The 25918-nt window shown below is 70.3% G+C and carries 19 protein-coding genes and 1 pseudogene; 14 read left to right on the top strand and 6 right to left on the bottom strand.

Annotated elements, in window-relative coordinates:
* Positions 1–376: 376 nt before the first annotated feature.
* The gene (locus tag H6726_14540; GenBank protein ID MCB9658866.1) at positions 377–1513 is read left to right on the top strand and encodes an IS66 family transposase; all 1137 of its coding nucleotides are present in this window, start codon (positions 377–379) and stop codon (positions 1511–1513) included.
* Here H6726_14540 and H6726_14535 read toward each other — a convergent pair.
* Entirely contained in the window at positions 1459–1923 is a 465-nt protein-coding gene (locus H6726_14535) for a hypothetical protein (GenBank protein ID MCB9658865.1), read from the bottom strand. The two genes, H6726_14540 and H6726_14535, sit on opposite strands and share 55 nt — an antisense overlap.
* A 77-nt stretch (positions 1924–2000) precedes the next feature.
* Between H6726_14535 and H6726_14530 the strand changes: the two genes are divergently transcribed.
* Both H6726_14530 and H6726_14525 read left to right on the top strand, forming a co-directional pair.
* On the top strand, positions 2001–3317 hold the full coding sequence (locus tag H6726_14530; GenBank protein ID MCB9658864.1) for a hypothetical protein: 1317 nt from the start codon (positions 2001–2003) through the stop codon (positions 3315–3317).
* 103 nt (positions 3318–3420) lie between these two features.
* Positions 3421–3846: a hypothetical protein gene (locus tag H6726_14525; GenBank protein MCB9658863.1), complete on the top strand. Its 426-nt coding sequence runs from the start codon at positions 3421–3423 to the stop codon at positions 3844–3846.
* A gap of 59 nt (positions 3847–3905) precedes the next feature.
* Here H6726_14525 and H6726_14520 read toward each other — a convergent pair whose 3' ends face one another.
* Positions 3906–4913: a hypothetical protein gene (locus tag H6726_14520; GenBank protein ID MCB9658862.1), complete on the bottom strand. Its 1008-nt coding sequence runs from the start codon at positions 4911–4913 to the stop codon at positions 3906–3908.
* A gap of 76 nt (positions 4914–4989) precedes the next feature.
* Between H6726_14520 and H6726_14515 the strand changes: the two genes are divergently transcribed.
* The gene (locus H6726_14515) at positions 4990–5790 is read left to right on the top strand and encodes a histidinol phosphatase (GenBank protein ID MCB9658861.1); all 801 of its coding nucleotides are present in this window, start codon (positions 4990–4992) and stop codon (positions 5788–5790) included.
* Between the two features lie 82 nt (positions 5791–5872).
* Here the strand turns inward: H6726_14515 and H6726_14510 are convergent, their stop codons facing one another.
* Complete coding sequence (locus H6726_14510) at positions 5873–7531, bottom strand: hypothetical protein (GenBank protein ID MCB9658860.1); 1659 nt, start codon at positions 7529–7531, stop codon at positions 5873–5875.
* 80 nt (positions 7532–7611) lie between these two features.
* Between H6726_14510 and H6726_14505 the strand changes: the two genes are divergently transcribed.
* From H6726_14505 to H6726_14490, 4 genes are all read left to right on the top strand, one after another.
* Entirely contained in the window at positions 7612–7923 is a 312-nt protein-coding gene (locus tag H6726_14505) for a hypothetical protein (GenBank protein ID MCB9658859.1), read from the top strand.
* 193 nt (positions 7924–8116) lie between these two features.
* Positions 8117–10489, top strand: coding sequence for a 3-hydroxyacyl-CoA dehydrogenase/enoyl-CoA hydratase family protein (locus H6726_14500; GenBank protein MCB9658858.1), 2373 nt, complete (start codon positions 8117–8119; stop codon positions 10487–10489).
* A 32-nt stretch (positions 10490–10521) separates the two neighbouring features.
* Positions 10522–11691 (top strand): thiolase family protein, encoded by a 1170-nt coding sequence (locus H6726_14495; protein ID MCB9658857.1) that lies wholly within the window; start codon positions 10522–10524, stop codon positions 11689–11691.
* Between the two features lie 167 nt (positions 11692–11858).
* Positions 11859–14246 (top strand): LTA synthase family protein, encoded by a 2388-nt coding sequence (locus H6726_14490; GenBank protein ID MCB9658856.1) that lies wholly within the window; start codon positions 11859–11861, stop codon positions 14244–14246.
* A 93-nt stretch (positions 14247–14339) separates the two neighbouring features.
* Here H6726_14490 and H6726_14485 read toward each other — a convergent pair whose 3' ends face one another.
* Complete coding sequence (locus H6726_14485) at positions 14340–15173, bottom strand: 1-acyl-sn-glycerol-3-phosphate acyltransferase (protein ID MCB9658855.1); 834 nt, start codon at positions 15171–15173, stop codon at positions 14340–14342.
* A 150-nt stretch (positions 15174–15323) separates the two neighbouring features.
* Between H6726_14485 and H6726_14480 the strand changes: the two genes are divergently transcribed.
* The 6 genes and pseudogenes from H6726_14480 to secG all read left to right on the top strand — a co-directional run bounded on the left by H6726_14480 (position 15324) and on the right by secG (position 23247).
* Complete coding sequence (locus H6726_14480; protein MCB9658854.1) at positions 15324–19196, top strand: hypothetical protein; 3873 nt, start codon at positions 15324–15326, stop codon at positions 19194–19196.
* 271 nt (positions 19197–19467) lie between these two features.
* Positions 19468–19659, top strand: a complete 192-nt coding sequence (locus tag H6726_14475; protein ID MCB9658853.1) for a hypothetical protein — start codon at positions 19468–19470, stop codon at positions 19657–19659.
* A gap of 199 nt (positions 19660–19858) precedes the next feature.
* Complete coding sequence (gene gap, locus H6726_14470) at positions 19859–20881, top strand: type I glyceraldehyde-3-phosphate dehydrogenase (protein ID MCB9658852.1); 1023 nt, start codon at positions 19859–19861, stop codon at positions 20879–20881.
* Between the two features lie 19 nt (positions 20882–20900).
* The gene (locus H6726_14465) at positions 20901–22079 is read left to right on the top strand and encodes a phosphoglycerate kinase (GenBank protein MCB9658851.1); all 1179 of its coding nucleotides are present in this window, start codon (positions 20901–20903) and stop codon (positions 22077–22079) included.
* Entirely contained in the window at positions 22076–22870 is a 795-nt protein-coding gene (locus H6726_14460; protein MCB9658850.1) for a triose-phosphate isomerase, read from the top strand. Before H6726_14465 ends, H6726_14460 begins: the two co-directional genes overlap by 4 nt.
* Before the next feature lie 143 nt (positions 22871–23013).
* Positions 23014–23247: pseudogene (gene secG, locus H6726_14455) on the top strand (preprotein translocase subunit SecG).
* 438 nt (positions 23248–23685) lie between these two features.
* Here the strand turns inward: secG and H6726_14450 are convergent.
* Together H6726_14450 and H6726_14445 are read right to left on the bottom strand one after the other, a co-directional pair.
* The gene (locus H6726_14450; protein MCB9658849.1) at positions 23686–25341 is read right to left on the bottom strand and encodes a hypothetical protein; all 1656 of its coding nucleotides are present in this window, start codon (positions 25339–25341) and stop codon (positions 23686–23688) included.
* Positions 25338–25910: an ArsR family transcriptional regulator gene (locus tag H6726_14445; GenBank protein ID MCB9658848.1), complete on the bottom strand. Its 573-nt coding sequence runs from the start codon at positions 25908–25910 to the stop codon at positions 25338–25340. Before H6726_14445 ends, H6726_14450 begins: the two co-directional genes overlap by 4 nt.
* Positions 25911–25918: the final 8 nt, after the last annotated feature.

Raw genomic sequence — 25918 nt, 5'->3', positions numbered from 1 at the left:
CGCTGCAAGCCGAGGCACCGTCCGGCCCCATCCCAGTCCAGTCATGCTACCCACGCGCCGAACGGGAATGGAAGGCCGCTGCTGGCCGCGACTACGGCGTCGGCGAAGATTGGTAGTCGCACGTGCTTTGAACGGCTTTCGACAACTGGGCGGGCACGTTCGCCATCGAGTCATTCAAGCTGATTGAGCAACGCCTGACCGGCGGCGGGTTCGGCGCGGCAAAGGCGCACGGGGTGGCGTGTCAACGCCGACTGCAGCGGCCGCTTCCTCTCCTGTGCGATTCCGCATGCAGTCCACTCCACCGCCGCCATCGTGCTTGCATGGTCGGCATCACGGTCTCAGAGGATCCTCAGGAGAGGTATCGCGGTTCATCCACATGTTCCCGGCGCGCTGCGACGCCTGCCACGAGGGGCTGCCGCGAACGAAGTGCCGGAGCCCGCATCGCCACCAGCAGACCGAACTCGAGCCGTTCGTGCCGCGGGTCACGGAGTGGCAGCGCCACGAGGTGGCGTGCTCGGCGTGCGGCCACACGACGCTCGCGCACTACGACGATGACGTGATCCCGAAGTACGCGTTCGGGCCGCGCGCGATGGCGGTCATCGCGATGCTCACCGGCGTGTACCACCTCGGCCGCCGCGCCACGACGAACCTGCTCTTCGAGCTGCTCGGCCTGCGGATCTCGACGGGCAGCGTGAGCAATATCGAGCGCCGGATGAGCGCCGCGGTGAAGCCCGCCGTCGACGAGGCGTGGGAGACCGCGCAGGCGGCGCCGGTCAAGCACACGGACGGTACGACGTGGCTCCGCGCGGGCGTGATGCTCTCGCTCTGGACCGTGGCGACCGCGGGCGTGACGGTCTTCAAGGTTCTCGCAGACGGCCAGCGCGAGACGCTCGAGCGCGAGATTCTGCCTGAGCAGAACGGCATCCTCGTGAGCGACCGCGCGACGGCGTTGAAGTTCTGGGCGATGCACCTGCGACAGGTCTGCTGGGCCCACCTGCTACGGAAATTCGTCTCGTTCTCCGAACGCGACGGGCCGATGCGCACGATCGGCCGTGAGCTCCGTGACGCCACGACGATCCTCTTCGCCTACTGGCACGACCTCCGAGAAGGTCGGCTAACGCGCGAGCAATTCGCCGCGCGCGTCGCACCCCTGCGCGCCGACTTCGAGCGCACGCTCCGCCGTGGGATCGACGCCGACATCAAGGGCCTGAGCGGCTCCTGCGCCGACCTCTGGGAGCACCGCGAGGCGCTCTGGACGTTCGTCGACGTCGACGGCGTGGAGCCGACCAACAACCACGCCGAGCGTGAACTCCGCCGGTTCGTGCTCTGGCGGAAGCGCTCGTTCGGGACCCAGAGTGATCGCGGCGACCGCTTCGCCGAGCGCCTGATGACCATCGCGCACACCGCCCGAAAGCAAGGGCGCGACGTGCTCGACTTCCTGGTCGCCTGCGCGACGCGCTACATCGACGGCGACGCCGACGAGCCCGCGCCGTCGCTCTTCGTGACGGCCTGATCGCCGCGCCCCGTGCGGGGCACCATCGCGAAGTACCGGGTCCGGCTGCGCTCTCCGACGCTTCGGATTCGCTTCGCCTTCCGGAGATGGAGCACCGGACGCTCGAGTTCCGGCGAGCTCAGGCCGAGCTTCGCGGAGTACGTAACCATCGTCTCGCCGGGCTCCGCTTCCACCGCGGCGTAGAAGCGCTCGGCGAGCGCCTCGATCTCCTCCGGCGTCCGTCGCGGCGCCGCGGGGCTCCTCCTCGCTGCGCTCGTCGACTTCGCGGGTCGCTTGCTCGGCTTCGACCGCGTCGTCTTCGAGAGCGTCGCCGCGAGCGCCTCACGCAGCTGCGCCTCGTACGCCGAGACCTGCTGCTGGATCAGGGCCTCCACGGAGGCTTCGAGGACCGAGATGTCGACTGCCGTCATGCGAATGAAGTCGCATCGCCGAGCGCGCACCGCAAAAGGGGGCGTGAACGGTTACGACGCTGGCCCGCGGGGTGGCGATGCGCGCCGGGGCAGCTGCCCGCGCGCTCGTCCTCACCCTGCTGACGACGGGCTGCGGGGCCGACGACGCGACCCCGGAGGCGGCGCCCCGTCCAAGCGCCCCACCCGCGTCGGACGTCGTGGCCGAGCGCGTGACGCTCCCCCCGCCCGAGCCTTCCCTCGGTGGGTTCTTCTCACTCCCCTTGGCCTTCGATGGCGACACCCTGCTCACCGCCACGCGAGACACTGCCAATGTCACGCATCTCCACGCGTTCGATCGCGAGCGACCATCGCGCGCCATCCCGCTCCCGCCCCAGGTGGAAGGCGAACGCCCTTATGGCTTCCCGCATCTGCTCGCCGTGGAGGGCGACCTGGCGGTCGTGAGCTGGGTGGGTCGAGAGCGTGAGCAGCTCTTCGTCGTTCAGCGCGAGGGAGATGCGCTCCGCTGGGGGGATGAGGTCCCGCTCGGCGCCGCCTTCGACCCGACCACGCCGTCTCGCCTCTCCGCGCTCCAGCTGACGCGTGAGTGCCTCGTCGTCGGCGCCGCCAGCGCGAATGGAAGCGCCGGCGCGGTCCTCGTGCTGCGTCGTACAGGCTCGCGCTTCGGGCCGCCCGCCTACCTCCGCACCCCGCGGCCCGACTCCGACGCGGCCTTCGGAGACGCCATCGCGCTCGACGGGGACCGGCTGGTGGTCGGCGCCCCACGGGTGGATCGACTGGACGGTCCGCCCCCCACGGACGCCCGAGCGTACGTCTATCGACGCGAGTCGGCGGGCTGGCAGCTCGAGGCCGAGCTCGCGCCAGACGAGCCGGAGCCGGGCAGCGGGTTCGGGGACGCGGTCGCCATCACGGGGGCACACGTGATGGTCGGCGCGCCCATGGTCCACCGCCTCGATGCACGGCCTCCCTATCCGGCCGAGAGCGGCGCCGTCGGGGCTGTGTACCTCTACCGTCGCTCGGGGAGCGCCTACTCCCTCGAGGCCGTGCTGCAGCCGGAGGGGCTCGGCCCGCTCGCGTTCTTCGGTCGGGAACTCGACGCTCAGGCCGGGAGACTCGTGGTGGGCGCGCCCAGCTCGCGCACCACGCGCCCGCCGCGTCCCGGGTGGGTCCACGTCTACGAGCGTTGCGAGGACGCGTGGGTGCCGCTGGCGCCGATCGCGGGAGATCCGTCCCGCCCGGGAGATCTCTTCGGGTCGCGCGTCGCCCTCGCTGCGCGCTGGTTGGCCGTAGGCGCGCCCGAGGCTCCCGCCGTCGGGGGTGCCCAGCCGAGCACGGCGGGGAGCGTCTCGCTGCTGCGGCTGACGCGGGCGTGCGGCGCGTCGACGCCCACACCATGAGCGACCGAGCGGCATCTTCTCGTGGTCGCGCCTTTCCTGCGTACCTTCCTCTGGCACCAGCGACCGTGGTACGTTCCTCCTCCGCACCAGGAGCCATACCGCGATGAACCAGCAGCTGGAGGCACGAGCCGATGCGCTGTGCCGTGACGTGGGGACAGCGACGATCTTGGCAGGCGTTCTGCCCGGCTTGGGGGCACTGACGGGCCTGGTCGTCATGCCGCTGATGGAGCCGACGAAAGCCGTCGAGTGGGGCGTGGCGCTGGGCTTCCTCGGCTTGGCGGTGGGCCTCGCGGGGCTGGGGCAGGCCCTCAGAAAGCGGCGCGCGTGGAGCTTTCGCGCCGCTCAGGTGGTGTTTGCGTGCGTGGCCCTCGGGGGCTTCGTGGCGCTGGTCATGAACGACGAGACCGAGAAGGTCGCCGTGGTGATTGCGGTGGCGTTGCCCATGGCGTTCGTGGCAGGCGCGACCAAGGCCAAGGCCGCCGACGACGAAGCCAAGGCGGCACGGCTCCCTCCTCACCTCCAGCCCTGAACCGCACCGCCCCGGACCGCTGGGCCGCGCCTCTCCGCGAGACGAAGCGGGGGCCTCGCCTACTCGCCGCGCCCAGAGGACGTGTGGCTCACCAGCGCGAGCCCGCCTTCGCGCAGCTCCAGCACCGCCACGCCGTTCGGGGCCCGTGAGCCGTCGCGACGCTCGACCGGTGGCCCGGCGATACGGCCGACGACCGCCTGCGCGGCGGGGTCCGCGGCGCGCTCGTCCAGCATGGTCGCGCCCTCCGTGGTCACCCGCGTAGACATGAACGCGCTGTGCGGTGGCCACGCGAAGATGCCGCCCGCGACGCCCTCCTCGCGCATGAAGGCCCCCAAGCGCGGGTCACCCCCGTCGGCGCCCTGCTGGTCGAACGCCGCCCCGCCGGTGGGGGTCGCCCAGCTCACGACATAGCGGCGCGCGTCGTCGGCGTCCGGGAGCGAGTCGGCCACATCGTCCAAGTCGTCCTCGTTGTACCCACACGACGAGCGATTGCGCGCGTAGCGCCCCTCGGGGCCGCCCGAAGTCAGCGCGAACACCGTTCCACCGACGCGCACCGCATGGAACGGACGCAGGTCGATCACGTGGTTGCGCGCCGCGTCGTCCAGCCCTTCCCACGCATCGCCCAGTACCTCGAAGTCGTCCCGACCGCTCGCGAGCACCAAGGACAGGCCCGGCATCGCCGCGAGCGCCGACAGGGTCCGCCGCGCGTGGGCCTCGCTGTCGCCCAGCTCTCCCAGCACCCACGTGAGCTTGGCGCCGAGCGGAGGCAACGCGGCGATGGACGCGCTCGGGTCGGCGCTGCCCGGTCCCGGCCCGACGAACGCCGCCATGCGCAGCGGGAGCGTGAGGCCGTTGATGGTGAGCACCCGGCCCGACACGCTCAGCTGCAGATCGCCCACCGACCACTCGCGCGCGGCGGGCTCGTCGACCGTCATGCAGCGGACGTACGGATGATCACCGCTGACACGCAGGCGCCCAGCCTCGGTGCAGCCGTCGCAGCCAGTCGCGACGAGCGCGAGGGCGAGACAGGCCAGCAGTGGCGCGAGGGCGCGGCGCAGCAGAGACATGGGGTCGCCTTGTCACAGGCGGCCCAGCGACGCAATCGCGCTCGCCCAGCGCGCCCATCTGGGGCACGGTTCGGCCATGGACGCGTTCGATCTGGACCGAATCGGTGGGCACGCGGCGCTCTTGGCGCTCACGGACGAGCTGCTGGCCTGCGGCGAGCTGGCCCTCACCCTGTACTCGGGCGGCGCGGCGGCGCGCACGCAGCGCAAGCCGGATCGGAGCCCAGTGACCGAAGCGGACCAGCTCGTGGAGGAACGCCTGCTCCGGTTCCTGCGCAAGCGCTACCCGGACGCCAGCGTGTGGGGCGAGGAGACAGGCGCGGCCGAGGGCACGAACGGGCTGCGCTTCTTGGTGGACCCCATCGACGGCACGCGCGCCTTCGTGCGCGGCTTGCCGACATGGTCTGTGTTGCTCGGGCTCGAGGCGGACGGGGAGCCCGTGCTGGGCATGGCGCTGATGCCCGCCAGCGGCGACCTCTTCGTGGGCGCCAAAGGCCACGGCGCCACCATGAACGGGCGGCCCCTGCGCGTGTCGCAGGTGGCTTCGCTGGACGACGCGGTGGTCTCGCACGGTGGGCTCGACCAGTTCCGCGCGGCGCAGCGGCTCGACCTTCCCGCCACACTGGGCGAGCGGGTCTACACCTGCCGCGGCTTCGCCGACTTCGACGGCTACCGGCAGCTGCTGCTCGGCCGCGTGGACGCCATGGTGGACCTCGACATCAAGCCCTACGACGTGTGCCCCGCGGCCGTGCTGGTGCGCGAAGCAGGCGGTCGCTTCACGTCGTTCGCGGGGCACGACAGCATCCACGAGCCCAACACCGTAGCCAGCAACGGCCGGGTGCACGACGAGCTCCTCAGCCTGGTGCGACGAGCCCCTTAGGCGGACGACCGGGGGAACCCTCGACGGGCCGGAGGAGACGTCGTTCGTTCGACCCAGCCCGTCCATGCGAGATCCAGAGACCTCACGGGATCACCACGGGCTCCCGCCACGCCGTGCGCCGTTCGTTCTCGGGAGACCCTTCGTGCGTGAAGACCTGCGTGCGGTTCCCAAGGAACGTGCTGACGATGCGGTGGGGCATGTAGCGCGAGCGAAACGGCTCGGACGCCAGGATCGACAGCACGTAGTCCGCCTCGGGGTGCGGTCGCCCCTCGAGGTGCTGCGGCGCGGCCGCGACGATGACCCGTGGACGGCAGCTGACGAACAAGTCGGGCGAGCGCCCGAACGAGTACGCTGGGTCGTACTTGCCATGCGCGGGCTCGCCCCCGGGGACGTAGTCGAGTCGCGCGATGTGCGCGTCGGCCTTGCCGAGCATGTCGTGCGACTCGAGCCTGCTGAAGTACGGCACCATGCCGGCTGGGATGACCGCCACGCTGCTCTCTGGCAGCGCCTGTTCCCTGAGCATCACCCCCACGACGACCTGGTCGTACGGGTCACCGTTGGCGCTGGGCGAGTAGATGCTGTGGGGGGCCCGGAAGGGAACAAGCGTGCTGGCCAGCGCCACATGGAGGCCCGCACGCCCCACCGGGTGGGACATCGAGACGGCTCCTGCGACGCCCGCGAAGACCCACACCACCGGCAACGTATGGGCGAAGAACCGACACTGCTCGAAGTTGTCTCCGCCGACCACCACGCTGTATCCCAGGGTCGCGGCGACCGTGCTGAAGAAGGCGAGCCCGCGCGGGTCCCGGCGCAGCCACACGACCGCCGCAGCCGCGCTCGCCGCGAAGGCGAGCACTACCCCATAGCGCTCCAGGTAGCGACCCGCATAGCGCAGCCCCATCCAGGTCTTGTCGGGCAGGCCCACCGACTTGAGATAGTAGGTATTGGGCAGCCACTCCCCGTAGTACGCCTTGCGCCACGCGAAGTGCGCGGCCAGCGGCGCCGCGGCCAGCGCCAGGAGACGGAGGGTGCGTGCGCGGTCGCGCGACAACCAGACCAGCAGCGCAGCGTCCCCCACGAACACATGCATGCCGTCGCTGCGAACGAGGGGGATGAGCGCGAGGCACGAGTAGGCGCCGAGGCCCTCCCCGCGCACGAAGAGGCTCACGAGGAAGCCGAGCTGGACGAACGCAAACAGGGTCGTCTCGAAGCCGTTCACCGACCAGAACGTGAGGTCCATCGAGAACACGAGGCCCGCGATCACCACCACCGCGGCAGCGCGCGCGTCGGGGGTGAACACGCGGAGCAGGCGCAACGCAAGCACCAGGATGCCCACGTGCAGCGCGAAATTGACGCCCAACACGTACAGCGCGGCATGGTGGTCCGGCGCGCCGAGCGCGTGCACCGCGGCCATGATCAGGACCCACACGAGGTTGGAGTAGCCCTCGACGTACTCGCCGGGGTTCCACACCAGGCCGTGTCCCTCCGCCAGATGACGCGCGTAGCGCATGGAGATCATCTGATCGTCGTCGAGCCAGAAGTAGCGCACCCCGTTCACGGAGATGCTCGCGGCGCGAGCGTGCTCGTAGAACATGAACGCCAGGACCAGGCTCCCGAGCAGCGCCGCGAGGCCCTGGACCCTCGCGGGAGTGAGCCCAAGAGCAAAGGACGCGAGGACACGCTCGGGTCCACGACGCGCCAGCGTCGAAGGGGGCGTCTGAGCCGTCGGCGTGGTGGTCACGGTCGCCTACATACACGCAATCGCCTGCGTTGGCTGCGCCGACTTGCAGCCGGCCCCCGGCGCGCAGTAAGTTCCGCGCCATGGCTGACCAGCACCACGACGAGCCCGATGTCCCGGGCCTGCCCACCATCCAAGACGAAGCCGCCGACACCCCCCCGTGGGTCCCGGCCACTGGCCTCGCGCTGCTCGTGCTCATGGTGCTGATGCTGGTCTACCGCGTCTCGCAGCCCCCGGAGACCGAGGGCGCAGCCGAGGGCGACGTGGCCGCCGAGGTGGCCGAAGGCGAGGCTGCCGGAGGTGAACCGGCCGAAGGCGAGGCCGCCCCTGCCGAGGGTGAGGCGCCTGCGCCCGCCCCCGCTGGCGAAGACGACCACGCCGGCCACGGTCACTGAGCCGCCCCCCACGCACGCCCCCGACGGGATGCAGCCAACGTTGCATCCCGTCTCGCATTTTCGGGTCCCATGGGAGAACGGTGCGCTCGGGGCTGGCGCGCGCCGGATATTACGGCAACATGCACGTCACCTCGGTTGGTGAAACGACCGACTGGGGTCCCTACCCTCCATCCACAGCGGAGACTTCAGCAACATGAGCAAACCGATCAGGCGCGTCGGCGTCATCGGCGCCGGCGTCATGGGCAGCGGCATCGCCTCGCATTTTGCCAATGCGGGGATCGAGGTCCTGATGCTCGACATCGTGCCCCCGAACCTCACGGACGAAGAGAAGAAGAGCAAGGCCAAGCGCAACAGCTGGGCCGCTGGTGGTCTCGCCAAGGCGCTGAAGTCGCGCCCGGCGTCGTTCTTCCACCCCGACGTCGCCCAGCTGGTGACCGTCGGCAACACGGAAGACGACCTCGCCAAGCTCAACGACTGTGACCTGATCATCGAGGCCATCATCGAGAAGCTGAGCATCAAGCGCAGCCTCTTCGAGAAGCTGGACGCGACGCTGGACGGCGACACGGTGGTGGCCTCGAACACCTCCGGCCTACGCATCGTGGACATGCTCGAGGGGCGCAGCGAGCGCTTCAAGAGCCACTTCCTCGTGATGCACTTCTTCAACCCGGTCCGCTACATGAAGCTCCTCGAGCTCGTCGTCGGCCCGGAGACCGACCCGGCCACCCTGGAGCGCATCAAGGACTTCGGGCGCAACCAGCTCGGCAAGGGCATCGTCGTCGGCAAGGACACGCCGAACTTCGTGGGCAACCGCATCGGCACGCACTCGATGCTGTTCACGATGCACCAGATGCTCGCCCAGGGCCTCGCTCCGGAAGACATCGACAACATCACGGGCGCGCCGATGGGCCACCCGAAGAGCGCCAGCTTCCGCACGGGCGACATCGTCGGCCTCGACACCTTCGCGCACGTCGCGGACAACTGCTACGCGGAGCTCGAGAACGACCCGCAGCGCGACGTCTTCAAGGTGCCCGACTTCCTGCGCAAGATGGTCGAGCTGAAGTACCTCGGGGACAAGACCAAGGGCGGCTTCTACAAGAAGACCAAGGACGGCATCCTCACGCTGGATCCGGCCACGCTCGAGTACCGCCCCAAGGGCGGCAGCGAGGACATCAAGAAGCTCTGCAAGAAGCTGAGCGGCGTGGAAGACGTGCGTGAGCGCGTGCGTCAGCTGGTGGCCGACCAGGGCCCCGCCGGCAAGCTCGCCTGGACCGTGCTGGGCACCAGCATGGGCTACGCGGCGACGATGATCCCGGAGATCTCGGACGAGGTCGAGGCCATCGATAACGCCATGAAGTGGGGCTACAACTGGGAGCTCGGGCCCTTCGAGACGTGGGACGCCCTGGGCTTCCGCGCCACGGCCGAGCGCATGAAGGCCGAGGGCATCTCCCTGCCGGCCAGCATCGACACCATGCTCGCCGCGGGCGCCGAGAGCTTCTACACCAACGACGGCCGCGTCTGGGACCTCACCAAGGGCGCGTACGTCGCGCGCGACCTCGACCCCCGCAACGTGACGCTCGCGCAGCTGCGCAAGGGCGACGCGCCAGTCTTCAAGAACAAGAGCCTCGAGGCGTGGGACATCGGCGACGGCGTCCTGTGCATGACCTTCACCAGCAAGTCGAACTCGATCGACTCGAACATCATCGCCGGCATCCCGCAGGTGATCGAGATCGCCGAGCGCGACTTCGAGGCGCTCTTGCTCTTCAACGAGGGCCCGCACTTCTGCGTCGGCGCCAACCTCTTCGAGGTGGTGATGGCGGCCAAGGGCGGCAAGTGGGACGACCTGGACGCCATGATCGGCAACTTCCAGGCGGCCGTGCAGCGCATGAAGTACGCCACCATCCCCGTGGTGTCGGCGCCCTTCGGCATGACCGTCGGCGGAGGCTGCGAGCTGTGCCTCGCGTCCGACTCGGTGCAGGCGTACTCGGAGAGCTACGTGGGCCTCGTCGAGGTCGGCGTGGGTCTGCTCCCGGGCGGCGCCGGCAACCTGAACCTGCTGTGGCGCGGCCTCTCGGCCATCCCCGAGGGCGCGACCGTGGAGCCCATCCACTACGTCGCCAAGACCTTCGAGAACATCGCCATGGCGAAGGTGGCCACCAGCGCCGTCGAGGCGCAGCGCGTGGGCTTCCTGCGCAGCACGGACGGGGTCAGCTTCGACAAGGCGCGGCACCTGTACGAGGCCAAGCAGCGCGCGGTGGGCCTGGCCCGCAGCGGCTACCACCCCCCGGCGCCGCGCTCGTTCCGCCTCCCTGGCGAGAGCGGCATCGCCACGCTGCAGATGATGATCGACACGCTGCGCAACGGCGGCTTCGCCAGCGACCACGACGCGCTCATCTCGCGCAAGGTGGCCGAGGTGCTGTGCGGTGGCCCGGCGGGCAACACGCACGAGGTCACCGAGGCGGAGTTCCTCGCCCTCGAGCGCAAGGCGTTCTTGGCTCTCTGCAAGGAAGAGAAGAGCCAGGCGCGCATGGAACACATGCTCATGAAGAACGCGCCCCTGCGCAACTGATCCCACCAACCGAGAAACACGAGGAAAACAACATGACAGACATCGTGATTGTGGATGCGGTTCGCTCCGCGGTGGGTCGCGCCAAGAAGGGCTCGCTCGCCAACCGCCGTCCGGACGAGTTCGCCGGCGAGGTCATCAAGGGCCTCATGGCGCGCAACCCGGGCGTCGCGCCCGAGCTGGTCGAGGACCTCATCCTCGGCTGCGCCTTCCCCGAGGGCGAGCAGGGCATGAACGTGGCGCGCTCGGTCGGCCTCCTCGGCGGTCTGCCGGCGGAGTCGTCCGGTCTCACCATCAACCGCTTCTGTTCGTCCGGCCTGCAGTCCATCGCGTTCGCGGCGGGGCAGATCGCGGCGGGCTACAACGACATCGTGATCGCCGGCGGCATGGAGAGCATGTCGATGGTGCCGATGACGGGCTTCAAGCCCAGCGCCTCGGGCGAGCTCATGGACGCCATGCCCACGGCCTACACGCCCATGGGCATCACGGCCGAGAACGTGGCCAACCGCTTCAGCGTCAGCCGCGAGGCCCAGGACGAGTTCGCGGCCGAGAGCCACACGCGCGCGCTGGCGGCCATCGCCGCGGGCAAGTTCAAGGACGAGATCGTCACCGTCAACGGCGTCACCTACGGTCCGAACGGCGAGCGCACGCTCGTCCCGTTCGACACCGACGAGATGCCGCGCCCGGGCACCACGGCAGAGGCCCTCGCGGGTCTGCGCCCCGTGTTCGCCGCCAAGGGCTCGGTCACGGCCGGCAACGCCTCGCCCCTCTCCGACGGCGCCGCCATGGCGCTGGTGATGAGCAAGGCCAAGTCGGACGAGCTGGGGCTCGCGCCCATGGCCTACTTCCGCGGCTTCGCGACCGCGGGCGTGGACCCGGCCATCATGGGCATCGGCCCCATCCCCGCCGTGCAGAAGCTCCTCAAGAAGACGGGGCTCACCATCGCGGACATCGACGTGTTCGAGGTCAACGAGGCGTTCGCCAGCCAGGCGCTGTACGTGAAGGAGCAGCTCGGTCTCCCGGCCGACAAGCTCAACGTGAACGGCGGCGCCATCGCCCTCGGCCACCCGCTCGGGTGCACGGGCGCCAAGCTCACGGCCACCGCGCTGAACGAGCTCAAGCGGCGCGAGGGCAAGTACGCCATCGTGACCATGTGCATCGGCGGCGGCATGGGCGCGGCCGGCCTGTTCGAGCGCGTGGCCTGAGCCCGTGTCGCGGGTGATCCCCGCGGCACACCATCGCAGCGGCCTCGGAGCTTCGGTTCCGGGGCCGTTCGCGTTCGACGTCTGCGAATCCGTGGAACCGGCTTGAGTGCCACGCGCCCTTGGTCTATCCGAGAACGCGAGCGATGGAAGGAACGAGCGGCGCGCCCGTGAAGGATGACGACTCGGGTGGGGATCAGCCCGCGCCCGGGCGCGCGCCATGGGCTCGGGCGTGCGTCGCGCTGGTCGTCGCACCGGTCTCGTCCATGCTGGTGCAGAAGGGCCTGCGCGTCGCGGCGAGCGCTTCGCACGATGGGAACGCGTCGTTCGGACGGTGCGCGTACCTGCTGCTCCCCGACCTGCTGTTCGGCGCTGGCGCCGCAGCCGTCTCGTGGGTCGCGCTCAGCGCTTGGCGCGCGCGCCGATCACGTGTGGTCGCGCTCATCACGTTGCAGTGCGCGTGGGCGTGTGTGCTGTTCGCCGGCACGGCGAGTCACCGTTACTTCCTCACCACGCACACGCCGCTGGACTACCCCATGTTCTGGCTGGGGGTCGTGGAGCTACGCGAGCGCGCGCGGGTCGTCTCGAGCGAGATCCCCGTGGCCAGCTGGCTGGTCCACCTGGCCGCCCTGCTGTGCATCGCGCTGCTGCCGTGGTGGCCTCTTCGCCGTCGCCCGGGTTCGCGGGCCGCACCCTCCCCGAGCCGACTCGCGCGCCCCGCAGCTCACGTAGGTTGGGTCGCCATGGGCGTCGCTGGCGTCGCGGCCAGCGCGCTGCTGCCTCCTCCCGCCGGCGTGGGCCACGACTTCATGCGCCCCGCCGTGGTGCAGCTGTTCGCCACGGTCCCGCGCGAGGACCCCGTCAGCGCCGCGCTGCTCTCGGAGGCGCGAGCCGCCGCACGCGGAGCACGATCCCTCACGGCGAGCACGGACTCGCCGCCGTCCCGCCCCAACGTCCTCTTCATCTTGCTCGAGTCCACGGGCGCCAGCGCCACCACGCCATACGCGCCTTCGCTCACGACCACCCCCGCCCTCGCGCGCTGGGCGGAGCACGGCACGCTCGTCGAGACCGCCTACGCGGTGGTGCCGCACACGAGCAAGGCGCTCGTCGCGATCCTGTGTGGCTTCCCCCCGCGGGTGGGCGTCCGCATCGCCGAGGCCCTCCCGCACGGCCTGCCGGGGCGCTGCCTGCCAGACCTGTTGCGCGAGCGCGGCTACGCCACCGCGTTCATGCAGAGCGCCGTCGGCTCGTTCGAGCAGCGCGGCAGCCTCGTCGCCGCCCTCGGCTACGACCGCTTCGAGCACAGCGAGACGCTCCCCACGGCCGGCTTCGAGCGCACGAACTACTTCGCGTACGAGGACGACATCCTACGGGCGCCAGCGCGGGCCTTCCTGGAAGCGCAGCGCGACAGCGGCCAACCGTTCGTCCTCACGCTCTTGACGGGGGCCACGCACCACGACTACCGGGAGGTGCAGCGCTACGGCACCGAGACGCACGACCCGGATGACGCAACGCGCAACCGCTGGCTCAACGCCGTCCGCCGCCAGGACCACCTCATGGGCGGCGTCCTGTCCGACCTGGTCGAGCTGGGGCTGCTGGAGGACACCGTCGTCGTGATCGTAGGCGACCACGGCGAGGCGTTCGGCGAGCACGGTCTACGGACCCACGACGAGGTCCCGTACGACGAGGTGCTGCACGTGCCGCTGCTGCTGCTGGACGGTCGCGCGCCCGGCCGCGCACGTGGCCCCGTGACCCAGCTCGACCTCGTGCCCACGGTGCTCGACCGCCTGGGCCTCGAGCCGATAGGCGGGCGCTACGACGGTCGCGCCATCGGATCCGTCGTGGACGCGGAGCGCCGCATCTACGCGGCCTGCTACCACGAGCTGCGCTGCGCCGTGGAGATCGAAGGGCACCGCAAGCGCATCCACCGCTACGGGACGCTCCCGGACCAGGTCTTCGACCTCGCGGCCGACCCGAGCGAGCATCGGGATCTCGTGGCGACGGGAGACCCCACGGTCCTCGCCGAGGCCAGCGAAGCCAGCGCGCGGAGCACCCGCTGGGTGCGCCTCACCACGCTCATGAGCCAGGCCACCGAAGGTATCCGCCGCGCCATCGACGCCGCGCGCGTGAGCGCCCTGCCGGCGGATGCGCACGTGGTGACGGGTCGCTTCGGGGACACCATCCGCGTCCTCGGCAGCCGCTATCCGAGCGCCCCGACGCACCGCGACGGGTTCGTGGAGTTCACGGTCTACTACGAGGTCCTGCGCGCTCCGCCGAGCGCGATTCGTCTCATCCAGACGGGACGAGGCAGGGGGCCGGCGCCCATCCGCTTCACCCACACGCCGGTCAACGGCCTGTACCCCGCCGCCCTGTGGCGCCCAGGGGAGATCATCGCGGACACGTTCCGCCTGCGCGTCCCCCGACGACACCCGGATGACTTCATGGACGTCGGTGTCGCGTTCCACACCGCAGACGGGTCGACGCGGCTACCTCTGACGGAGGGCGAGGGGCGCGAGCCGGACGAGCTGTTCGTGGGGCGCGTCCCCATCGGGCCATAGCGGGAACGCGCCCGGCGGACAGACCCCGGGGAAGCTTCCCGCGGTGACACGTGGCTCGCCCGCGAGCCAGATCCGCGACCGACGCGAGAGTGCTCAGCCTTCCCGTTTGCGGCGCGCCAACAGCTCGTCCAGGCACGCCTGCATCATGCCGTGCACGCGCTCGTGACAGGCCTCCACGTACTCCGCGTCCTCGGCGGCCTCCTCACCGCTGCGCTCGAAGCGCACGGGGGGCAGCACCTGCTGGTACACGCGGGTCGGCACCGGCAGATGCAAGATGGGGGGACCAAAGGTGATCCCCCACGGCAGGCACAGCGTGATGGGCCAGCGCTTCATGCCGAGCACGCGGTCGATCCCCGTCACGCGCGCGATGCGCTCGCCGCTGGTGAGCACGACCAGCGTCTCGTGCCCGCCCGCCGTCACCACCGGGACGATGGGCACGTTCTCGCGCAGCGCCAGCCGGATGTAGCCGCGGCGTGTACCGAAGATGATCCGGTTGCGGTCCGCGAAGCTGCGCATGCTGTCGGTCTCACCGCCCGGGAACGCCAGCACCTTGTAGCCGCTCTGCAGTAGCTCGGACGCCATCTCGGGGGCCGCCGGCACCGCGCCCAGCGCCGTGAAGAAGCGCGCGACGGGACCCACGCGGAAGCTGGTCCCGTGCACCAGCGTCCTTGGCAGCGCGGCAGCACCGTGTACCGGGAACCACGAGTGGGCCATGACGTGGATCTCGGGCATGACCCCGACCGAGTTGTGGTTGGCCACCACCAGCGCGCCTCCGGGGGGCACGTGCTCCACGCCGAACACCCGCGGCCGAAAGAAGAACTCCGTAGTGGCCCGCGTGGCCTCGAGGAACGTGGCCAGCGCCTTGGGGTCGGGGCCCTGGTCGATCGACGTGGGCGGATCGGCACGGAGGAAGGCGGGTATGGGCATCACCGCGCCGAGGGTACTACGAAGCGGCGCGCTCGGGAGCGCTCGTCGCGGCCCCGGACTCCCCCAGGACACGGCCGAGACATGCCCGCGGACCGCGGGGTGCGGCGCTCGCACGCTCCCCCTATACTCCGCGCCACTTCGAGGAATTTCGTGCGTCGAGTCGCCATCTTTGCCTTCTTCCTTTCGGGCGCCTCCAGCCTGATCTTCCAGAGCATCTGGTCGCGCCTCGCGCACCACGTGTTCGGCGCCACGAGCGTGGCCATCAGCACGGTGGTCACGGCGTTCATGGCCGGCCTGGGTCTCGGGGCCTTCATCGCCGGCCGCTACGCGGACAAGCTGCGCAACCCCCTGCGGGCCTACGCGCTGGTGGAGCTCGGGGTGGGCGCCTACGCGCTGCTGCTGCCCACCATCTTGGACCCCGAGGGCTGGCTCGCGGTGGTCAACGCGTCCCTGCGCGCGAGCCTCGGCGCCGAGTCCACCGCGTTCATGTTCGCGCGCTTCTTCTGCGTGTTCCCGTTCATCTTGATCCCCACCACGCTGATGGGATCGAGCCTCCCGCTGCTGGCGCGCCACTTCGTGCGCAGCGACCAGGACGCGAGCGCGGTCGCCTCTTGGGTGGGCGTGCTCTACGCCGTCAACACGGTGGGCGCGGTCTTCGGCACCGCGCTGAGCGTCTTCGGTCTGATGCCCACCATCGGCCTGTGGGCCACGGGCATCACCGCGGCCGGCATGAACTTCGCGCTCGCCGGGCTGATCTTCCTCACCCAGCGCATGGGCTGGGACCAAGCGCCGCGCCTGGACGCGTCCCCCGAAGAGGACGACGACCGCGAGGCCCTCGCGCGCGTTCCTCGCTACGCGCGGCGGGCGGCGGTGTTCGCGTTCTTCGTGAGCGGCGCGGCGGCGCTCTGCTACGAGGTGGTCTGGTCACGTGCGCTCGCGATGACCAATGGCTCGTCGGTTCAGGGCTTCGGCATCATCCTCACCACGTTCCTGGTGGGCATCGCCGGTGGTAGCGCAGCGGCGTCGGGCCTGCTCACGCAAGCCAGGCGCCGCTTGGACGTGACCGCCTCCGTGTCCATCGCGCTCGTCATGTACGCGGTGACTCCCTTCGCGCTCTTCGATCAGGCGTTGGTGCGCGGCGTCAACGCGGGGTCGCTGGCGGTCCCGGCGGGTCTGCTGTCCTGGGTGCTCTTGTCGTTGCTGGGGGCGGCGCCCGTCGTCGTCTTGCGCTGGCTCGCCGCGCTGGGACGCACCGCGGAGACCCCCCGCGAGCGTGCTACCCGCCTCGACCGCCTCGCCCTGCTCACGCTGACGGTCCCGCTCGCCTTCGCCATCGTCGGCGCCGTGCTGCATCGGGGCCCCAGCTACGGGCAATACCCGCAGATCGTCGCCACGGTGGTGGTCTGCGTCGCGGTGCTCGTGGTGGCGCTCATCACCCTCCGTAGCCTGCCCGTGCTGCAGCTCGCGGTGATGCAGCTCCTGATCGCCCTCGCCACGCTCGCGAACCTGGTGTTCCAGGACGAGGTCAGCTGCGCCCTGGGGGCTCTCGTCGCCGGCATCGAGGACCTGCCCGACCACGTCGCGACGGTGCGCTTCTTCTCGTTCCTGACGAGCTCGCTCTGCACCCTCCCGGCGACGCTCGGCATGGGCGCCATGTTCCCGCTCACGCTGCGGCTCTTCGCCGAGAGCGGGGCCACCATCGGGGACGACGTGGGCCGGGTGTATTCCAGCAACACGCTGGGCTCCATCATCGGCGCCTGGGTCCCGGGCTTCATCCTGATGCCGCGCTTCGGCATGCAGGCCGCGCTCTTCGCGGGCATGGCCCTCAACTTCGCGATGGCCTTGATGCTGCTGGTCGTCGCTGCCGCAGACCCCGAGGAGCCCATCGAAGACCCGGCTGAAGACCCCGAGGGCGACGCAGGCCGAGACCCAGACCCGGAGGGGCCACCCGACCCGGCGGTCCAACCGGACGGGAACCACGCCGCCACGCGCGAGGCGCCCCCAGCTCGAGCGGGAGGCCCCCACAGCGGACGCGCCGTCCTCGAGAGCATCGTCATCTACGCACTCGCACCTGTGATCCCCGCGCTGCTCGCGCTGGTGTACTTCGGTATCTTCCGCCCCAACTCGCCGTGGTTCGTGCCGGACCTCACCTGGGATCCGGGGCGCATGACCCTCGGCGTGTTCCGCCCGTCCGTGGCGCGCCAAGCGTGCCGCGAGCTCGCCAACACCCACGTGGAGCTCCTCTACTACCACGACGGACTCAGCACGACCGTGACCGTGGAGCGCTACTGGGGCACGCACCTCGCCATGAAGAACAACGGCAAGGTGGACGCCAGCAACGGCGAGGACATGCCGACGCAGATCAACCTCGCGGCCTACCCGCTGATGATGCACGAGCGCGGCCCGGAGGGCCTGGACGTGGCGGTCATCGGCTTTGGTTCGGGCGTCACCGTGGGCACGGCGCTGCACTTCCCGGTGCGCAGCGTGGACGTCATCGAGCTCGAGCGGGCCATCCCGGAAGCCGCGCGCTGGTTCACGCAGTACAACCACCTCGAGTTCCCGCTCGAAGAGTTCCCCTACGTGCAGATGGACAGGCTGGAGGTCATCAACGACGACGGCCGCAACTACCTCGCCGCGACGGAGCGCGAGTACGACGTCATCATCAGCGAGCCCAGCAACCCGTGGATCACGGGCGTGGCGGACCTCTTCACGGAAGAGCACTTCCGCATCAGCAAGCGGCGTCTGCGCGAGGGCGGCATCTACTGCCAGTGGGTGCAGCTGTACGAGCTGAGCCCCGAGAACATCAAGACCATCTACCGCACGTTCGCGTCGCAGTTCGCGCACGTCGTGGCGTTCTCGGCGGACGACTTCTCGCCTGACACCGTGTTGCTCGGCTCCGACAGTCCGCTGCCGCTCGACCTCGAGCGCGTCGCCCGCGGCTTCGCGGTCGAGAGCGCGCGGCAGGACCTGCTGGCGGGCACGCTCCATCGTCCCCACGACGTGTTCTCGCGCGTGCTGCTGGCCGACCGCGACGAGGTGCAGCAGTTCACGCAGGTGGAGTACGTGCGCGACACCGAGAGCAGCCCTTGGGTGCAGCACAACGACTCCGACAACGCGCGCCCGTGCGCCCTGCCCCTCTGCCGCCGCGAGCCCGTGCCCACCAACACGGACGACAACATGCTGATCGAGTTCGCCGCTCCGCGTGACCTGATCGGCTACGAGCGCTACGAGCGCTATCTCCCCGACCACCTGTACGCACCGACCTGGCCCTACGGCAACGTCGTCGGCCGCGTGGTCGGCCTCGGCGAAGGCAGCGTGGAGGCCGCCAACCTGGCGGAGCTCTCCCTCGCGCTGCTCTCAGCCGGTCGGCGCGGCGAGGCCTCGTCGCTCGCGGAGCTCAGCGTGCAGGCGGGGCGAGCTTCCGAGTCGCTGGTGGCCATCGAGGTCATGAGGCGCCTCCTCGGTCCCGAGGGTGAGCCCCCCATCCGCGTCTCCCCGCCGAGTGGCGGGCCGGAGCTGTCGCCGCGGCAAGCGCGCGTGCTCAACGAGGGCTTCCTCGCCGTGCGCGACGCGGTGGACCGCGGAGACTACGGGGCGGCCCTCAACGCGATGGAGGACATCCCTGCGCCCGTCCGGCAGCACAGCGGCCCCTCCATGAAGCTGCTGTACGCGTACCTGCTGTACAAGACGGGCGCCGTGCGCCCCCGCTACGACGAGGTCGTGACGCTCCTGGAGGAGCTCAGCGGCACGCACCCGCGCTGGGTCGCCGAGCGTCCGGAGGTCAAGTACTTCATGGCCCGTGCGATGTGGGCTGAAGCAGCCTTCGGCGACGCGGTGCGGGTCATGCGCCAGTACGTCGAGCGCCTGCTGCTCGACGAGGCGGCCGCCCGAGACGAGCGAGAGCGGGCCCGCGAGGAGGGTCCGGCTGGCCCGAACGGCCAAGACGCCCCCGACAGCCCGAGCGCCCAAGGCGCACCAAGTGGCCCCATCCCGTCCCCTGACGGGCAACCGGCGCCCCCCTGACCGCGACCGTCCGCTTGGGGTCCAGCGGCCCCCTTCGCACGGGCACGCCCCTGCGAAGGAGCTTATGCACCTGCCCCAGATCGCTGCATAGACTCGTACGCAATGGACGTGAGTTGCGCAGTACGCGACGCACACCCGCCCCCGGTGTTCGACCATATCTCACTGAAAACACACGACTCCACGGCGCATCCGACACGTCGTGGAAACCTGGCACAGCCCCTGCTTTGGACCCGGCCGCGGCCCAACCATGGGTCACGGGGGAACCTTCACCATGAGCACCGAAACCATGCCTCACACCCAACCTCCCAGCGCCGACGAGCGCGGCGTCAAGATCCTCGCGAAGTCCGTGTACAAGCAGCTGAAGCAGAGCGGCGCCTCCCGCGCCGAGATCGTCGGCTTCACGAACGCCATGCTGGAGCTGGTGACGACCGAGATGCGCGACAGCTCGGCGCCACACGCCTGACGTCCCGTTCGAGCTTGCAGTCGCCCATGGGTTGCGGTGAGCCCTCTCTCACCGCCTCGAGAGCCGCCTCGCGTTCGCGTAGGCGGCGTTTGTGTTTGTGGCGCCGAGGTCCGTCAGCTCCCTCGAATTGGAAGCCGCAGGGACACATCTGTACTACGCTCCCGTCCCCGGACCTCCGTGGGTGCCGGACGAGACCACCATGCCCATCAAGATCGCAATCAACGGCTTCGGCCGCATCGGTCGCGCTGTCGCGCGGCTGCTCCTCGTGGACGGCAACCAGGGCCCCGTACAGCTCGCCGCCATCAACGATCTGACCGACGCGCACTCCCTGGCGCACCTGCTGCAGTTCGACTCCGTGCATCGCACGTTCGCGCGCCAGGTGGAGGCCACGGACGACGCCATCATGGTGGACGGCGCGCGTATCCCCACGCTGGCCGTACGCGATCCCGAGCAGCTGCCCTGGAAGGACCTCGGGGTCGACGTTGTGCTCGAGTGCACGGGCATCTTCAACACGCGCGAGCTCGCCGCCAAGCACCTCACCGCGGGCGCCAAGAAGGTGGTCGTCTCCGCGCCGTGCAAGGGCGCCGACGGCACCTTCTGCATCGGGATCAACGACGACACCTACGACCCCGCGCTGCACACCATCATCTCGAACGCGTCATGCACCACCAACTGCCTGGCGCCCATGGCCAAGGTGCTCGACGAGAGCTTCGGCATCATCAAGGGCCACGTCGTGACGGTGCACTCCTACACGAACGACCAGCGCATCCTCGATCTGCCGCACAAGAAAGACTACCGGCGCGCGCGCGCTGCGGCCGAGAACATCATCCCGACGAGCACTGGCGCCGCCTCGGCCATCGGCCTCGTGCTACCCAACCTCTCGGGCAAGCTCGTCGGCTCCGCCGTGCGCGTGCCGACGCCGAACGTGTCACTCACGATCCTCACCGCGCACGTCGCCCAAGCTACGAGCGCCGGCGATGTGAACGAGGCCTTCGTGGCAGCCTCCAAGGGCCCGCTCGGGCGCATCCTGAGCGTCGAGCCTCGCCCGCTCGTCTCCACCGACTTCGTGGGCAACCCGGCATCGGCCACGCTCGACCTCGCGCTGACCACCGTCGTGGGTGGCGACCAGGTCCAGGTGACCGCGTGGTACGACAACGAGTGGGGCTTCAGCACCCGCATGATCGACCTGGTCCGGACGGTGTCCGGCGCGACGCAGCCATAGGAGACCGCTGGTGTCCAACATCCTCAGCATCGACGACGTAGAGCTCGACGGGCGCCGCGTCTTCATCCGCGTGGACTTCAACGTCCCACTGAACGCCGATGGGCAGGTCAGCGACGACACGCGCATCCGCGCAGCGCTCCCGACCATCGAGGCGGTCCTCGAGCGTGGCGGCCGAGCGATCCTCGCGTCGCACTTGGGCCGCCCCAAGGGCACACCGAACCCTGCGTACTCGCTCGAGCCGGCCGCGCAGCGCCTTGCCGAGCTCTTGGGGCTGGGCGAGGTGCTGCTCACGGACGACTGCATCGGCGACGGAGCGCGCAAGGTCGTGCACGATCTCCGCGACGGACACGTGGTGTTGCTGGAGAACCTGCGCTTCCACCCGGGCGAGGAGAAGAACGACGAGGCCTTCGCGCGCGAGCTGCTGAAGTTCTGCGACGTGTACGTCAACGATGCCTTCGGGGCGGCGCACCGCGCCCATGCCTCGGTCAGCGCGCTCCCGCGCCTGGCCGACGTGCGCTGCGCCGGGCGCCTCATGCAGAAAGAGCTGGCCGCCCTGGGCGCGCTCCGCTCCGACCCGGCCTCGCCCTACCTGGCCGTCCTCGGCGGCGCGAAGGTCAGCGACAAGATCAAAGTGATCGAGGCGCTGATGAACAAGGTGGACGCGATGTTCATCGGAGGCGCCATGGCCAACACCTTCCTGGCGGCGCGCGGCTTCGCCATGGGGCGCAGCTTGGTCGAGCCGGACAAGCTGGCGCTGGCACGGTCCCTGATGCAGCGCGCCGAGGACTCCGGCATCGAGCTGCTCCTCCCCGTCGACCTGCGGGTGGGCGAGGGACTCGAGGACACCTCGGCGACGGTCGTCGCGCTCGACGGCGTCCCAGAAGGCTCGATGGCGCTCGATGTGGGGCCCGCGACCGAGGCCCTGTTCGAAGACCGCCTGGGCCGCGCACGCTCCATCTTCTGGAACGGGCCCATGGGCCTGTTCGAGAACCCGGCCTTCGCCGAAGGCACCCTCGCGGTCGCGCGTGCCATGGCCAACAACAGCGGCTTCACGGTGGTCGGCGGCGGCGACAGCGTGGCGGCCGTTCAACAAGCTGGGCTCGCCGAACGCTACACGCACGTGTCCACGGGCGGTGGCGCTTCGCTCGAGTTCCTCGAGGGGCGCAAGCTCCCTGGCGTCGAGGCGCTTTCGTCATGAGCGGACGCACCCCCTTCATCGCAGGGAACTGGAAGCTGCACCACAGCGTCCCGGCTGCGGTCGCGCTCGCCAGCGAGGTCGTCGACGCCTGGGAGGCGCTCGAGGACGCGGCGCCTGCGGGGCGCGAGGTCGAGGTTTGCGTCGCCCCCGTGGCCACCGCGCTGTACGCGGTCGCACAAGCAGTGTCGGAGAGCAGACTCGGGCTCGCGGGGCAGAACTGCTACCACGAGCCACAGGGGGCGTTCACGGGTGAGGTCAGCCCGGCCCTGCTCCGCGACGCGGGCGCCACGCACTGCATCATCGGGCACAGCGAGCGGCGGACGTTGTTCGGCGAGACCGACGCCCACGTCGCGCTCAAGCTGCGCGCGCTGTTGGCCGCCGACGTGGTCCCCATCCTGTGCGTGGGTGAGACGCTCGCGCAACGAGACGCAGGCGACACCGAAGCCGTCGTGCTCGGCCAGCTGCGCGCCGCCCTCACTGGCCTCGACGCTGCAGCGCTCGGCGAGCTGATCGTGGCGTACGAGCCGGTCTGGGCGATCGGCACGGGTCGCACGGCCAGCCCGGCAGACGCGCAGACCGTGCATGCAGCACTGCGTCACGCGGTCGAGGCGGACCTGGGTGCGCCGCTCGCGGACGCTCTGCGCATCCTCTACGGCGGCAGCGTCAAGCCCAGCAACGCGGCGGACCTGCTCGGACAGCCGGACATCGACGGGGCCTTGGTGGGGGGTGCGGCGCTGACGAGCGAGCAGTTCATCCCCATCGTCGCGGCCGCCTACGGCACCCTGGCCTAGCCGGCCCCTTCGATCCCACGCCACGCACGAGCTCGTGCGTGGCCCGCCCCCCTTCGGCGCGGCGGCGAGTCGCTGCCCGTTGGCGAGCGGCCCCGACCGTGCTATTTCGGCACCCCACTGTAGACCCAGCGGCGAATCGACCCATGCAGACCTTCCTCACCATCGTTTACGTCCTCGTGTGCCTCTTCCTCATCCTGGTGGTGCTCCTCCAGTCGGGCAAAGGCGGCGGCATGGGCACGGCCCTGGGCGGCGGCAGCGGCGGCGGGGCTCAGCAAGTGTTCGGTGGCGCGGGCGCTGGGAACATCCTCACGCGGGCCACGGCCGTCAGCGCGGCGCTCTTCATGATCCTCTCCGCCACCTTGGCCTACATGAGCAGCTCCCCCGACCAGGCGCTCAACCGCGCGGTGGAAGAGGCGCAGGCCAGAGCCGCCGGCGACTCGATCGGCTCGGCGGATGCTGCCAACGCGAGCGACGAGCCGGAGGCCACCCCCGAAGAAGGCGCCACGAACGACGAGCCCGAGGCGACGGAGAACACCGAGGGTGAGGAGGCTCCGAGCGATCCGTCCGAGGGTGAGGCCGCTGCCGATGAGGGCGCCGAGGACACTCAGGGCGAGGAAGCGTCGGCCGATGCGCCGCCCGCCGCCGAGGCCGCTGCCGGCGCGGTGGGCGCAGCGTTGGGGACCGCGCTGGGGCGCGCCGTGGACTCCGCTGGCGAGCAGGCGGTCGAAGCCGCAGAGGCTGCCGGTGACGCTGCAGGGATGGCCGCCAGCATGGCGGCGCCCCGTCCAGCCGCGGCCGAGTGAGGAAAGCCGCGGTCAAGGAGCAGCACGCCCGCGTAGCGCGCGGGCTTGCTCCAGCGCGTCCGCGCAGTCTTGGCGCCCGGGATACACCACGAGGCAGCGCGTCAGCAGCTGCTCGATGCGATCGAGCTCCGGGGGAGGTAGGCACACGGCCTGGATGAAGAGGAAGGCCGCCTCTTGGCGCGTGTCGCGGAATCGCCGCTCACCCTCGCGGCCCACCGCCAACGCCGCGTCGAATTGGTGCGTTTCGACCAGGCAGTGACCCAGACTCGTGAGGTAGCGCGCGTCCGTGGAGTCCAGCTGGTCCGCGTGCGCCAGCAGCGGGATGGCGCGCTGGCACTCACCTTCCCTGCGGTAGTGCAGCCCCAAGAAGCCATGGGTCCACGCCTGCTCGGGGGCGCGCGCCAGAGCCTCGAGGTACAGGCCCTCGTCGTCGTGGTAGACGGTCGTCGCGAAGGCGAGGAGCGGCGCAGACAGAAGACACACGAGCACGGGCAGCCCGAGGGCGACACGACGCAGCGCGGGACGGAGCGCCACCAGCGCCTCGAGCCCCCCAGCGAGCGCCAATACCAACCCCACCGTCGGGAGGTAGAGGTAGCGCCCGAAGCCCGGCCACAGCACCGTGCTGATGAGCGCGACAGGCGACAGCGTGAACGCGAACCACGCGAGCCCAAACCCCACGAGCGGCGCGCGGCGGCGGCTCATCGTGCCGAGCGTGACGCCCCCGATGCAGACAAGGACCGAGAGGGCAACCACGGAGACGCCCAGCCCCGCGTAGTCGTCTCGCAAGCTGCGCAGGACGTAGCCGCCAGGCACCAGCGCGCGGTAGAGCCCGTCGGCCCACAGCACCGGCAGGTGGCTGAGCGCCGCGAGGAGCTGAGCTCCGTCGTCGTGTGTCCGCAGGCCACGCAGAGCCGCCATGCGCATGCCGAGGTAGACCAGCAGCGCGAGCGTCGGCGAGAGGAGCACCGCGCCGAAGGAGCGCCACGACAGGCGCTGCTCGGGGAGCGCATCGCACTCCCCACGCGCCCAGAAGGGCGCCAGCACTACGAATGGCAGCGCCAGCACCGCCACCTCCTTCGCCAGCAGCGCGAGCAGGCAGCCACCGAACACGGCGGCGCGGCTGCGCAGCGTGGGCTTGGTGAGGGCGGCCCAGGTGGCCAGCAGAAGGAAGCTGGTCATCAGCGGGTCGGATCGACCGTTGATCCACACGTGCGCCTCGCTCAGCCACGGCGACAGCCCGAACATGCATGCCAGCGCCGCGCGCGTCACGCTAGGGAGCCGCGGCACGAGCCGCCGGAGGAGCGCCAGCAGCAGCGCACAGCAGACCGCGTGCAGCACCATGTTGGTGAGGTGATAGGCCCAAGGGCGCTGGCCCGAGAGCCAGGCGTCCCAGAAGAACGTCAGGAGCGGTACGGGGCGGTAGGTGTCGAGCGGCGGGTGCCCCACCGCCTGGTCCAAGCTGGACGCCACCATCGTGTGGCGGGTGAACACCAACGGGAGGTTCGCCGAGTCGTGGATGAACGTCCCGTGCATGATCACGTACACGTCGTCGAACACGAACCCGTTCCAGAAGCGCCCCGCCGTGACCAACGCGGGCAGCAGCGTGACGCACGCGTACTCCATCCGGCGCGCCCGTCGCGCCACGCGACCGGTCACGGGATCACTCATGAGCCACTGCGGGACGCGGCCCCGAGCAACACCCGCAGCAGCGGGCTGGCGTCGACCTGCGCGCTCTTCAGCAAGCGGTCGAGGAGCGACTGCCCGAGCCGCGCCAGGTCCAGCAGCTGCTCGATGCGAGCGACCTGAACCTCCGCCCGCGCCCGCTCGTCCCCCTCGCACGTCTCGAGACGCACGCGCAGGTGTTCGAGGGCCTCCTCCATGACGTCGATCGCGTCGAGGATTTCGCGCCGCTCGCGCTCCTCGAAGACGCGGGAGATCATGCGCCAGAAGTTGCCCTCGGCCTCGAAGTAGTCGCGCCGCTCGCCCTGCACCCAGACCCGCCTCACGACGCGCCACTGACCGAGGCTCTTGAGGGTCATGGACACGGCGCCCGCAGAGAGCTGTAGCCTGTCTTGGAGCTCCTGCGCGCTCAGCGGTCGATCGCTGAGGTAGAGGACCGCCCAGATGCGGCCCATGTTGCGCTTGAAGCCCCAGAACTCGATCAGGCGCCCGATCGCGTCGCTGACGAGCACTTCGGAGCGCCACACTTCGTCGCGAAGGTCGGTGTCTGGCGGCACGCGGGGTT

It is taken from the genome of Sandaracinaceae bacterium (assembly GCA_020633055.1).
Classification (GTDB): Bacteria; Myxococcota_A; Polyangia; order Polyangiales; family Houyiibacteriaceae; genus JADJJE01.
This window is presented reverse-complemented; position numbering and strand designations above follow the sequence as displayed.

Bases quoted from the DNA above. Each gene is read 5' to 3' on its own strand.
- H6726_14460 (MCB9658850.1), top strand. From the start codon at position 22,076: ATGAGCGGACGCACCCCCTTCATCGCAGGGAACTGGAAGCTGCACCAC.
- H6726_14515 (MCB9658861.1), top strand. From the start codon at position 4,990: ATGGACGCGTTCGATCTGGACCGAATCGGTGGGCACGCGGCGCTCTTG.
- H6726_14475 (MCB9658853.1), top strand. From the start codon at position 19,468: ATGAGCACCGAAACCATGCCTCACACCCAACCTCCCAGCGCCGACGAG.
- H6726_14500 (MCB9658858.1), top strand. From the start codon at position 8,117: ATGAGCAAACCGATCAGGCGCGTCGGCGTCATCGGCGCCGGCGTCATG.
- H6726_14530 (MCB9658864.1), top strand. From the start codon at position 2,001: ATGCGCGCCGGGGCAGCTGCCCGCGCGCTCGTCCTCACCCTGCTGACG.
- H6726_14495 (MCB9658857.1), top strand. From the start codon at position 10,522: ATGACAGACATCGTGATTGTGGATGCGGTTCGCTCCGCGGTGGGTCGC.
- H6726_14540 (MCB9658866.1), top strand. From the start codon at position 377: ATGTTCCCGGCGCGCTGCGACGCCTGCCACGAGGGGCTGCCGCGAACG.
- gap (MCB9658852.1), top strand. From the start codon at position 19,859: ATGCCCATCAAGATCGCAATCAACGGCTTCGGCCGCATCGGTCGCGCT.
- H6726_14520 (MCB9658862.1), bottom strand. From the start codon at position 4,913: ATGTCTCTGCTGCGCCGCGCCCTCGCGCCACTGCTGGCCTGTCTCGCC.
- H6726_14450 (MCB9658849.1), bottom strand. From the start codon at position 25,341: ATGAGTGATCCCGTGACCGGTCGCGTGGCGCGACGGGCGCGCCGGATG.
- H6726_14505 (MCB9658859.1), top strand. From the start codon at position 7,612: ATGGCTGACCAGCACCACGACGAGCCCGATGTCCCGGGCCTGCCCACC.
- H6726_14535 (MCB9658865.1), bottom strand. From the start codon at position 1,923: ATGACGGCAGTCGACATCTCGGTCCTCGAAGCCTCCGTGGAGGCCCTG.
- H6726_14525 (MCB9658863.1), top strand. From the start codon at position 3,421: ATGAACCAGCAGCTGGAGGCACGAGCCGATGCGCTGTGCCGTGACGTG.
- H6726_14485 (MCB9658855.1), bottom strand. From the start codon at position 15,173: ATGCCCATACCCGCCTTCCTCCGTGCCGATCCGCCCACGTCGATCGAC.